The sequence below is a fragment of the Bradyrhizobium sp. CCBAU 21365 genome, assembly GCF_015291305.1.
GTDB classification, from domain to species: domain Bacteria; phylum Pseudomonadota; class Alphaproteobacteria; order Rhizobiales; family Xanthobacteraceae; genus Bradyrhizobium; species Bradyrhizobium elkanii.
On record NZ_CP030036.1, the window covers coordinates 7,604,749 to 7,616,091 of the forward strand.

Here is an 11,343-nt window from a genome sequence, read left to right on the forward strand (position 1 = left end):
CGTATGTATGACTCACCGGCAGCGCAATACATTCGGTGTCGTCCCGGCGAAGGCCGGCAACTGTTATGTTGGTTTGGTCTGCAGGTACGGCTTTCGGTCTCGCATCATGGCATTGAGGACCGTGAGCAGCTTCCTGGCGACGGCGATGAGGGCGAGCTTGGCTGGTTTTCCGGCCTGTCGCAGTCGTGCATAGAAGGCCTTGAACGGATCAGCTCTGCGAACTGCGTTGAGGGCCGCCATATAGAGGGCGTCACGAACGCGCTTTCGGCCGCCCGCAATCTTGCGCTTGCCGCGGAAGGTGCCGCTGTCGACGTTGAAGGGAGCAAGGCCAGCGAGCGCTGCGAGTTGTTTCGGTCCGACCCGCCCGAGTTCCGGCATCTGCGCGATGAGCTGCATGCAGGCCACGGGACCCACGCCGGGCAGCGAACGCATTAACTTCGCATCGTCCGCGATCTGCGCTTCGGCTTTAATCAATGCGCTGATGTCGGCCTCGATCTCGGCGATCTCGCTGTCGAGGACCTCGATGAGGCGGCCGATGCGTTCGGCCATGGCGCGATCGTCGGCCTCGCTGCGCCGGTTCTTCTCCTGGGCGCGCATGAGGACCAGCTGATCCCGCCGTTTTGCAAGCCTCGCCAAGGCGCCCCGTGCAGGATCGGCGACCTGCTCGGGGGCGGGCTGCATGGCCCGCGCAAAGGCCGCCAGCATCCGCGCATCGATCGGATCGGTCTTGGCGAGTAGGCCGCTGGCCCGTGCAAAGTCGCGGGCACGGGCCGGGTTGATCCGTGCGAACTGGATCCCGGCCTGACGCAGCGCCTCGCGAAGCGCGAGGTCATAGATACCCGTCGCCTCGAAGACCACCAGCGCATCGCATTGCCAACGCGCCACCTGCTGTGTGATGGCCTGTGTCGCGTTGGCAATGCGCCTCGGCACGCCGTCAGCCTCATCAAAGATATCGAGGTGTTTCTTGGAGATGTCGATTCCGACGTAACGAAGAGCTATGATCACGGTGCCTGTCCCTGTGATGCGAGGTCTGTTGGTGCAGCCTCGTGCAACTGTTCAGGTTGATAGATGGAACGGGCGGGAGACCGAGCCGGCTCACGGCGTCAAGCGCCAAGGACCCAACGGCTTCCCGCCCACCCTCATCCTGACACACTTCCAAGACACAGGGACCCATAACCACAAATGCGAATTGGGTTGCAGAGCTGTGGCCACAGCTCATTTCAACAACACAGCCCTGTGGTTATGGGTCCCTGCTTTCGCACTAGGGCATGCACGTATTTGGTGCGGCGGATTGACTCGGGATGGAGACAGGGGATTCCAGAATCGGCGATCCGTGTGATTTCTATTGCGACGCTCCAGGTTGGACGGGGGTGTCGGGTGTTGTTACGAATTGACTGGACGTTAGGACGGTTCGGGGATCGTCGTCTCGATAAAGGGGGGCGGCGCTCGTCGAACGCATGGTTGCGGGCAAGACGGTCTGCCTGCGGCGGCTTTCCAGGGGTGATCGTGCGCTGGAGGTGCGGTTCAACCGCTTTCTCGGCCACGACAAGGTGACGGCGGAGCGGATCATCGAAAGCTGGGGCGACAGCACGGTTGCCGCGGTAGAGGGCCGCCATGTGCTGGCGATCCAGGACACCAGCGAGATCCACTTCAACACCACGCCGCAACGCCGGCGCGGGCTCGGCGAAATCGGCAAGGGCAATAACCACGGCGTGCTGCTGCATCCGCTGCTGGCCGTGGATGCCGACGATGGCAGCTGTCTTGGACTTTTGAGTGGGCAGGTATGGACGCGCCAGGGGCGTCGCACCACGACGCATGACGCACGTGACTTGTCTGACAAGGAATCGCAACGCTGGATATCCACCGCCATTGCGGCCAAGCCGCTGCTCACCGCTGCCGGAACGGTGACGGTCCTCGGTGATCGCGAGAGCGATATCTTTGCCCTTTATGCCAGCTCGGCCGAGCAGCACTTCCATGTCATCGCGCGCAGCATGCATGATCGCAAGCTTGCCGACCGCACCGGCCTGTATGAGGCCACCGACGCCATGCCTGTGGTGGATCGGAGGGCGATCCAACTGCCTGCGCGCGCGGCGCGACCGGCACGTCAGGCCCATCTCGAACTCCGCTTTGGCGCAATCGAGCTTGCCCGCCCGCAGAGCAAGTTCCTGCGCCATTTGCCGAAAAGCTTGCCGCTGGCGGTGGTCGACGTGTGCGAGATCAATGCCGGGCCCGGCGCAGAGCCGCTGCACTGGCGTCTGATCACCTCTCACGAGATCGCCACCGTCGACGACGCCTGGCGTATCGTCGAATGGTACAAGCAGCGCTGGATCATCGAGCAGTTCTTCCGCGTCCTGAAGACGCAAGGCCTCAAGCTCGAAGACAGCCAGATCGGAACCGCCGATCGTCTCCTCAAACTGGTCACTATCGCCGCCAAGGCAGCCGTCATCACCATCCAGCTTCTGCAAGCGCGCGATGGCGGTCAGCAGCCCATTCGCGTTGCCTTCAACGACAACGAGATCAACGCGCTTGCCGCCCTCAACCGGCAACTCGAGGCCAGGAGCAAGCGACTGAAAAACCCACATCCGCCCGACAGCCTCACCTGGGCAGCCTGGATCATCGGCCGCCTTGGCGGTTGGGACGGCCACCCGTCGTCTAAACCTCCAGGCCCCATCATCTTCAAAAATGGCCTCGAATACTTCCTGGCCGTCGCAGCAGGATGGAGCCTCAGAGATATGTGCATGCCCTAGTGCGAAAGCAGGGACGACGTGGGGAGGAAGTCGTATGCTCTCATTCTCCCCGGTATCATGCCCGAGAAGACGGGCGATCCAGGACGCCCCAGCCTCTCGGCTCCAGCACCGCTGTCTCTCGAATACTGGATCACCCGCATGCGCGGTGATGACACCGGCATTGCGTCGCGACCCGCGCTGCGGCGCAACAATCAAAATGAGACTGCCCGTTAAGCCAGCTAGCGCCGACGACATCCGCGCCGCGCCCGCCTTCGGCTAGCTTTGCCGGCAACAACCGGACGCCCATCAGCCTTCGCACGCCAAGTGGACGCCGGCGACAACACAGAGGGAGGAGCGCGATGTTGAAAGGCAGTTTGGGACTGATTGCGTTGAGCAGCCTGTTGCTTTCGGGCACGGCGTTCGCTCAGGAGAAGATCAAGGTCGGCGTCACCGCGACGCTCGAGGGCACCTATACGGTGCTCGGCGAAGATGGCATGCGCGGCCACCAGACGGCGCTCAACGTGCTCGGCAAGAAGATCGGCGACAAGGAGCTCGAATTCGTCGTCGCCTCGACCGATGCGACGCCGGATTCCGCGGTGCGCGCGGTGCGCAAGCTGATCGAGCAGGACAAGGTGCAGATCCTGCTGTCGCCGCTGTCCGGCGACGAAGGCATCGCGGTGAAGAATTTTGCAAAAACCCATCCGGAGCTGACCTTCGTCAACGCCGCCTCCGGCGCGCAGGAGACGACCTATGTCGATCCGGCGCCGAACTTCTTCCGCTTCAACATGGACGGCGCGCAGTGGCAGGTCGGCCTCGGCAAGTACGCCTATGAGACCAAGGGATATCGAAAGATCGCGACCGTCGGCGAAGACTACTCCTTCATCTACACTCAGGTGTTCGGCCTGGTGCTCGAATTCTGCGGCGCCGGCGGCCAAGTCACCAACCGGCAATGGGTGCCGCTCGGCACCAAGGACTTTGCCTCGGTGATCGCCGCGCTGCCCGACGACGTCGACGCGATCTATCTCGGCCTCGGCGGCGCCGATGCCGTCAACTTCCTCAACCAATATCAGCAGGCCGGCGGCAAGGCGCATCTGATGGGCGGCTCGATCATGATCGACCAGACCATCCTGTCGTCGAAGGGCAACGCCAAGAACGCGCTGATCGGCACCATCGCCGCGAGCGGCCAGGCCGATACCTGGGAGGATCCGGGCTGGCAGAAATTCGTGAAGGCTTATCAGGATGCCTTCCCGCCGGCCAAGCGCTTCCCGAGCCCGTCGCTGCTCGCCACCAACTATTACGGCTCGACCATGGCGCTGATCCTGGCGCTGCGGCAGGTCAACGGCGATCTTTCCAACAACCAGGCCAAGCTCAAGGAGGCGCTGGCCAAGATCGAGATCGACGCGCCGAACGGCAAGATCAAGCTCGACTCCAACCGCCAGGCGATCGGCACCAATTTCGTCACCGAGGTGGTCGATGACGGCAAGGGCGCGCTGTTCAGCAAGGTCGTCAAGGTGATCCCGAACGTCAACCAGACGCTGGGCTACGATCCGGCGGTGTTCGCCAAGATCGGCCTGCCGAGCCGCATGGTCCCGGAGTGCAAGAAGTACTGACGTATTTGCTGCAGTGCAAGCACGCGACCGTGGCGACGGCGCGCGGTTGCATGATGCGCCCTGCTCGCCCTTGCTTTCCGCGGGCGGATGATGAACGCTTGTCGAAAAGACAAGAACATCCCGCGGGAGGGGAGGCATGAGCAGGGCGCTTGCCGTCTTCCACGGCCGGTTCGGTCGCGCGACGGTCTATCAGTTGAACCGTCCCTTCAACGTGCATGCGCATCGCGAAGGGCATCTGATCTTTCATGTCGGCGGAACGCCGGCGCAGATCGACGTCTCGGAGCAACGGCTGCTGCTCAAGGACGATACCGTGGTCGCGGTCAACCCGTGGGAACCGCACAATTTTCTGCCGACCGACATGGACCACGGCGCGATCTTCTTCGTGCTCTATGTCAACGCCGAATGGTTCGCGCCGCAGCCCGCGACGGCACAGGGGCTGCGGTTCGGCCGCACCTTCTTTCCGCGCACCGAAGCGCTCGACCGGCTGATCCGCCGCACCGCAGCACTGGTGTGCGGCGCGCCGTCGCTGCGCAGCCTCGATTGCGAGCTCCGGCAGCTGATCGACTCCTGCTACGAGGAGAGCTGGCAGGCGGCGCAGGACGCGCGCGCGGCGGCCGCGGTGACCGATTTCCGCGTCCGCAAATCGATCAAGCTGATGTCGGAAAGCCCCGGCGCCGAGATCGAGCTCGATGCGATCGCGCGCGAGGCCGGGCTGTCGCGGCCGCATTTCTACCGGCTGTTCCGCACCCAGACCGGCGTCACCCCTCACCTCTACATGAACACGCTGATCATGGAACAGGCGCTGGATGCGCTGGTGGCGACCGAGACGCCGATCGCCGATATCGGCTTCGACCTCGGCTTCTCCTCGCAGAGCGGCTTCACCCGCTTCTTCGCCGCCAATGTCGGCATGGCGCCGACCGACTATCGCCGCGCCGCCAAGGTGTTGCGGCCGTGAAGCAGTTCCGGAGCACACGATAAAAGATACTGTCGATCAAATCCTGAGCTTTCGCCCTCGATAGGATATTGGACACGCGGCCCGGCAGACGGCCGCGACCAGTGAGGGAACGCGACGGAGATGGCTAGGTTCATCGAACGCCATCCGGCCTGGGCGCTGATCGTGATCATCGCGGTCGCGGTGCTCGCGTGGCTGGTGGTCGCGATCTGGCCGCCGGGGCTGGAGGCCGCGATCGGCCGCAAGCGCGTGTTCCTCAACGCGGTGCTGAACGGCATCACGCTCGGCGGGCTGTACTTCCTGGTGGCCAGCGGCTTCACGCTGATCTTCGGCCTGATGCGCAACGTCAACCTTGCGCACGGCTCGCTCTATCTGTTCGGCGGCTATGTCGGCTACGCGATCAGCAGCTGGACCGGGTCGTGGCTCCTCAGCTTCATCGTCGCCTTCGTCGCGGTGGCGCTGGTCGGCGTGATCCTGCAGCTCGTGGTGTTCCGGCGCATGGAGGGTCAGGACCTCAGGCAGACCATGGTGACGATCGGGCTCTCGATCGTGTTCGCCGATCTGATGCTCTGGGTGTTCGGAGGCGACTTCTACCAGATCCAGACCCCGAGCTGGCTGATCGGCCCGATCCAACTGCCGTTGCTGACCGCGATCAAATCATCGGGCGAGCCGGTCTATCTGCAATATCCGCTGGTGCGGCTGGTGATCTTCGCGGCCTCCGCCGTGATCGGAATCGCGATGTGGCTGGCGCTCAACCGCACCCGGATCGGCATGATCGTGCGCGCGGGCGTCGACGACCGCGACATCCTGGCCGCGACCGGGGTGCGGATCCAGCTGGTGTTCGTGCTGGTGTTCGCGCTCGGCGCGGGCCTTGCCGGCATTGCCGGCGTGGTCGGCGGCACCTTCCAGTCGCTGTCGCCGGGCGAGGATACGCGGTTCCTGCTCGCCTCCCTCGTCGTCGTGATCGTCGGCGGCATGGGCTCGATCCCGGGAGCGGCGCTCGGCGCAGTCATCATCGGCCTCGCCGAGCAGCTCGGCTCGGTCTACATCCCGACCTACGCCATCGTCGTCACCTTCCTGATCATGGTGCTGGTGCTGGCGCTGCGGCCGCAGGGCCTGCTCGCGAGGCGATGACCGATGTCGCTGCTCCAGAGCACCCAATTCCGCCCCGATCCATCCGCCAACGCGACCCGCCGCGCCTTGGTCCGTGCCTGGCCGGAATTCCAGAACCCTGTGGCCTGGCTGGTCGCGCTGATCCTCGTGATCATGCCGCTGATCGCCAACGGCTTCTTCCTGATCGAGATCTTCGCCACCACGCTGATCCTCGGCATCATCGCGCTCAGCCTGATGTTCCTCGCCGGCTATGGCGGCATGGTCAGCCTGATGCAGCTCACGATCGCGGGCTTCGCCGGCTACATGGTCGCGGTGTTCGGCGTGAGCGGCAACGCCAATATCAGCCTCGGCTGGCCGTGGTGGCTGGCGACCCCGATGGCGCTGGCGCTGGCGACGCTGTTCGGCACGCTCGGCGGCGCGCTCGCGGTGCGCACCGAGGGCATCTACACCATCATGATTACGCTGGCGATCGGCGCCGCGTTCTACTACTTCACCAACCAGAATTGGGCGATCTTCAACGGCCACACCGGCATCAACACCGTCGCGACGCCGTATTTCTGGGGCGTCGACTGGCGCGCCGATATCGCCTTCTATTATGTCACGCTCGGCGTCGCCGCGATCTGCTACTTCGCCGTCCAGTATGTCTCGCGCGCGCCGTTCGGCCTCGCGTTGCAGGGCGTCCGCGACAATTCCCGCCGCATGGCGGCGCTCGGCTTCAACCCCAATGCGCACCGCATTGCGGCCTACGCCTTCGCCGCCTTCATCGCCGCGCTCGGCGGCGTGCTGCAGGTCTGGAACTACCGGCAGATCTCGCCCGGCTCGGTCAGCGTCGGCGCCTGCATCGACGTCCTGATCATCGCCGTGGTCGGCGGCATCACGCGGCCGATCGGACCCTTCATCGGCGCGCTGATCTTCGTGCTGCTGCGGACCTTCGCGCTCGACGTGCTGATCAAGTTCGGCCTCGACGGCAACCGCTTCCGGCTGCTGATCGGGCTCGGCTTCCTCGCCATCGTGTTCTGGTCGTCCGACGGCGTGATCGGCCTGTGGGAACGCTGGCGGCGCCGCAGCGCATCCTCGACGCAACGTTCAGGCGGAGGCCGCCATGGATAGCGTCGCGCAGCGGCTGTCCGTGGTCGGCGCCGGCGCGGCGCTCGAGCTGCGCGGCGTGACGCGGCTGTTCGGCGCGCTGGCGGCGCTGACCGATGTCACCATCACGGTGCGGCCCGGCGAAAGGCGCGCGGTGCTCGGCTCGAACGGCGCCGGCAAAACGACGCTGTTCAACTGCATCACCGGCGACTTTCCGCCCTCCTCCGGCACAATCCGCTTCTTCGGCGAGGACATTACCCAATTCCCTCCCTATGAGCGGATCCGCCGGGGCTTGCGCCGCACCTATCAGATCTCGGCACTGTTCCCCGGCCTGACCGTGCAGGACAATGTCTACCTCGCCTGCCGCGGCGTCTCGCGCGGCCGCTTCTCGTTCCTGCGCCCGGGGCAGAACGATGCGCTGATGCACGCGACCGAAACGCTGGTGCAGGCGGTGCACCTCAGCGGCGTCAAGGACCAGCGCGTCGCCGAGCTCGCACATGGCCAGCAGCGGCAGCTCGAGATCGCGCTGGCGCTCGCCGGCGCGCCGCGCTTCATCTTGTTCGACGAGCCGGCGGCGGGATTGTCGCCGACCGAACGGCGCGAGCTGATCGAGATCCTGACCTCGCTGCCGGCGCATATCGGCTACATCATCATCGAGCACGACATGGACGTCGCGCTGCGCGTCGTCGAGAGCGTGACGATGATGCACAACGGCCGCATCTTCAAGGAAGGCCTGCCGCGCGAGATCGAATCCGATCCCGAGGTGCAGGAGCTTTATCTCGGAGGCGGCCATGAATGACCGTCGCGCCGTGCCCGCACTCGAGGTGAAAGGCCTCGACGTCTATTACGGCCATTCGCACGCGTTGCAGGGCGTCGATCTCACGCTCGAGTCCGGCGTGTTCTCGGTGGTCGGCCGCAACGGCATGGGCAAAACCACGCTGTGCAAGGCGATCATGGGCCTCGTGCGTGCCAGCGGCGGCTCGATCCGGATCCGCGGCGAGGAGGTCACGCGGCTCAATCCGGCGCGGATCGCCCGGCTCGGCGTCGGGTATGTGCCGCAGGGCCGCCGCCTGTGGCGCTCGCTGACCGTCGACGAGCACCTTGCCCTCGCCGGCGGATTGCGCCGCGGCGCCTGGACCATCGAGCGGATCTACGACACCTTCCCGCGCCTCGCCGAGCGCAAGAGCAATGGCGGCAACCAGCTGTCCGGCGGCGAGCAGCAGATGCTCGCGATCGCGCGCGCGCTGCTGACCAATCCGCATCTCTTGATCATGGACGAGCCGACCGAAGGCCTCGCGCCCGTGATCGTCGCCCAGGTCGAGGACATGCTGCTGCGCCTCGGCGACGAAGGCGACATCTCCGTCCTGGTCATCGAGCAGAACATCGGCGTGGCGACGGCGGTGTCGCGCAACGTCGCCATCATGGTCAATGGCCGGATCAACCGCATCATCGATTCCGCGCGCCTTGCAAGCGACCGCGAGCTGCAGCAGCGGTTGCTCGGTGTCGGCACCCATGGCGCCGACGAGACCGACGCCGAGCCAGCGCCGGCGAAGGCTGAAGCGGCCGGTGCGCCGCAGCCCGAACGCAAGGGGCCGACCCGCATCTACATCTCCAATCCGGTGCTGCCGACCCGCTGGTCGCAGCCGGTGCCGATCGCCCGCATCGAGGCCGCCGCGCGGACGCAGTCCGCCGGGGTCACGCGGCTCGAGGAGGCAACGCGGCAGCGACGCGAACCGACGACCTCCCGAACTTCCGGGCCTCCGGTCGTCCTCATCGTCGGCACGCTCGACACCAAGGGTGCCGAGCTGCGCTTCATCCGCGATATTATCGCCGGCAGCGGCCTGCGCACCCGACTGGTCGACGTCTCGACCAGCGGCAAGGCGGCGAGCTGCGATGTGACCGCGCAGGAGATCGCACTGAACCACGGCCGCGGCGGCTCCGGCGTGTTCGGCGCCGATCGCGGCGCCTCGGTGACGGCGATGGCGGACGCCTTCGAGCGATGGCTGCGCCGCCAGGGCAATATCGCCGGGATCATCTCCGCGGGCGGCTCCGGCGGCGCATCGCTGGTCGCGCCCGGTATGCGCGCGCTGCCCGTTGGCATGCCGAAGCTGATCATCTCCTCGGTCGCGTCCGGCGACGTCGGTCCCTATGTCGGTCCCGCCGACATCACCATGATGTATTCGGTGACCGACGTGCAGGGTCTCAACTCGATTTCGCGCACGGTGCTCGGCAACGGCGCGAATGCGCTGGTCGGTATGGTCAAGGCGCGGCTCGATGAGCAGGCCGGCAAGCAGCGCGATGCAGGCGCTCATCTTCCGGCGATCGGCATCACCATGTTCGGCGTCACCACGCCGGCCGTGCAGAGGATTGCGGCCGACCTGCGCGAGGATTTCGAGTGCCTCGTCTTCCACGCCACCGGCGTCGGCGGCCGCTCGATGGAGAAGCTGGTCGAGTCCGGGCAACTCGCCGGCGTGATCGACCTCACCACGACCGAGGTCTGCGACCTACTGATGGGCGGCGTGTTCCCGGCGACCGAGGATCGCTTCGGCGCCATCATCCGCAGCCGCGTGCCCTATGTCGGCTCGGTCGGCGCGCTTGACATGGTGAACTTCGGCGCACCCGACACGATCCCGGAGCGCTATCGGCAACGCAAATTCCACGTCCACAATCCGCAGGTCACGTTGATGCGGACCACGCCGGAAGAGAACGAGCACATGGGCCGCTGGATCGGCGAACGGCTCAACCAGATGGACGGGCCGGTGCGCTTCTTCCTGGCCGAGGGCGGCGTCTCCGCGCTCGATGCACCCGGCCAGCCGTTCTGGGACCCGGAGGCCGATGCGGCGTTGTTCCGCGCGCTGGAGCGCACCGTGCGCCAGACCGGCAACCGGCAGATCATCCGCATCAAGCGCAACATCAACGATCCCGAGTTCACCGCCGCCATCGTCAGCGCGTTCCGCCCCTTGCTCGGACGCGCCGGTGGTCGGCGGAGAGTCGCGAGGTGACCAATGGCCAGGTTTGAACGCACGGCGCTGTTGAAGAGGTTTCACGCCATGATCGCACGCGGCGAGCCGATCGTCGGGGGCGGTGCCGGCACGGGACTGTCGGCGAAATGCGAGGAGGCCGGCGGCGTCGACCTGATCGTGATCTACAATTCCGGCCGCTACCGCATGGCCGGCCGTGGCTCGCTCGCCGGCCTGATGCCCTATGGCGATGCCAACGCGATCGTCGTCGAGATGGCCGGCGAGGTGCTGCCGGTCGTGACCAAAACGCCGGTGCTCGCCGGCGTCAACGGCACCGATCCGTTCCGCGACATGGATGTGTTCCTCGACCAGCTCAAGGCGCTCGGCTTTGCTGGCGTGCAGAACTTCCCGACCGTCGGCCTGATCGACGGCACCTTCCGCGCCAATCTCGAAGAGACCGGAATGTCCTATGCGCTCGAGATCGACATGATCGCGAAGGCGCATGAGAAGAACATGCTGACCACGCCCTATGTGTTCAGCGAGCAGGAAGCCGCCGCGATGGCGATCGCCGGCGCCGACATCATCGTCTGCCACATGGGCCTGACCACCGGCGGCACGATCGGCGCGCAGACCGCGCCAAGACTTGCCGACTGCCCTGCCCGCATCGAGGCCTGGGCCGAGGCCGCCCTCAGCGTCAATTCGAACATTATCGTGCTCGCGCATGGCGGTCCGATCGCGGACCCCGCCGATGCCGATTTCATCATGAAGCAGACCCGCAACTGCCACGGCTTCTACGGCGCCTCCTCGATGGAGCGCCTGCCGGTCGAGCGGGCGCTGACGGATCAGGTTCGCAAATTCAAGGCGATCGGCGCACGCTAGCCGCCGTGACCAAGGGA

At 65.6% G+C, this 11,343-nt stretch carries 9 protein-coding genes; 8 read left to right on the plus strand and 1 reads right to left on the minus strand.

Features of this window, described 5'->3' with window-relative positions; translation table 11 throughout:
- Positions 1–63: 63 nt before the first annotated feature.
- Complete coding sequence (locus XI02_RS35705) at positions 64–1,005, minus strand: IS110 family transposase (RefSeq protein ID WP_018271587.1); 942 nt, start codon at positions 1,003–1,005, stop codon at positions 64–66.
- Positions 1,006–1,457: 452 nt separating this feature from the next.
- Here XI02_RS35705 and XI02_RS35710 point away from each other — a divergent pair, with 452 nt between their 5' ends.
- From XI02_RS35710 to XI02_RS35745, 8 genes are all read left to right on the plus strand, one after another.
- Positions 1,458–2,747, plus strand: coding sequence for an IS4 family transposase (locus tag XI02_RS35710; protein ID WP_194483262.1), 1,290 nt, complete (start codon positions 1,458–1,460; stop codon positions 2,745–2,747).
- Positions 2,748–3,085: 338 nt separating this feature from the next.
- Positions 3,086–4,336 carry an ABC transporter substrate-binding protein gene (locus tag XI02_RS35715; RefSeq protein ID WP_069277087.1) on the plus strand — a complete coding sequence of 417 codons (1,251 nt, stop codon included), beginning with the start codon at positions 3,086–3,088 and terminating at the stop codon, positions 4,334–4,336.
- Between the two features lie 136 nt (positions 4,337–4,472).
- The gene (locus XI02_RS35720) at positions 4,473–5,291 is read left to right on the plus strand and encodes a helix-turn-helix transcriptional regulator (protein WP_016847806.1); all 819 of its coding nucleotides are present in this window, start codon (positions 4,473–4,475) and stop codon (positions 5,289–5,291) included.
- Between the two features lie 120 nt (positions 5,292–5,411).
- A complete protein-coding gene (locus tag XI02_RS35725; RefSeq protein WP_172647030.1) occupies positions 5,412–6,422 on the plus strand; it encodes a branched-chain amino acid ABC transporter permease in 1,011 nt (336 codons plus the stop codon).
- A 3-nt stretch (positions 6,423–6,425) separates the two neighbouring features.
- Positions 6,426–7,511 carry a branched-chain amino acid ABC transporter permease gene (locus XI02_RS35730; RefSeq protein ID WP_069277086.1) on the plus strand — a complete coding sequence of 362 codons (1,086 nt, stop codon included), beginning with the start codon at positions 6,426–6,428 and terminating at the stop codon, positions 7,509–7,511.
- Entirely contained in the window at positions 7,504–8,286 is a 783-nt protein-coding gene (locus XI02_RS35735) for an ABC transporter ATP-binding protein (protein ID WP_016847809.1), read from the plus strand. Before XI02_RS35730 ends, XI02_RS35735 begins: the two co-directional genes overlap by 8 nt.
- The gene (locus XI02_RS35740) at positions 8,279–10,489 is read left to right on the plus strand and encodes an ABC transporter permease (RefSeq protein ID WP_018273429.1); all 2,211 of its coding nucleotides are present in this window, start codon (positions 8,279–8,281) and stop codon (positions 10,487–10,489) included. The genes XI02_RS35735 and XI02_RS35740 overlap by 8 nt, the downstream gene beginning before the upstream one ends.
- Before the next feature lie 3 nt (positions 10,490–10,492).
- Complete coding sequence (locus XI02_RS35745; RefSeq protein WP_016847811.1) at positions 10,493–11,326, plus strand: phosphoenolpyruvate hydrolase family protein; 834 nt, start codon at positions 10,493–10,495, stop codon at positions 11,324–11,326.
- The last annotated feature ends 17 nt before the right edge of the window (positions 11,327–11,343 follow it).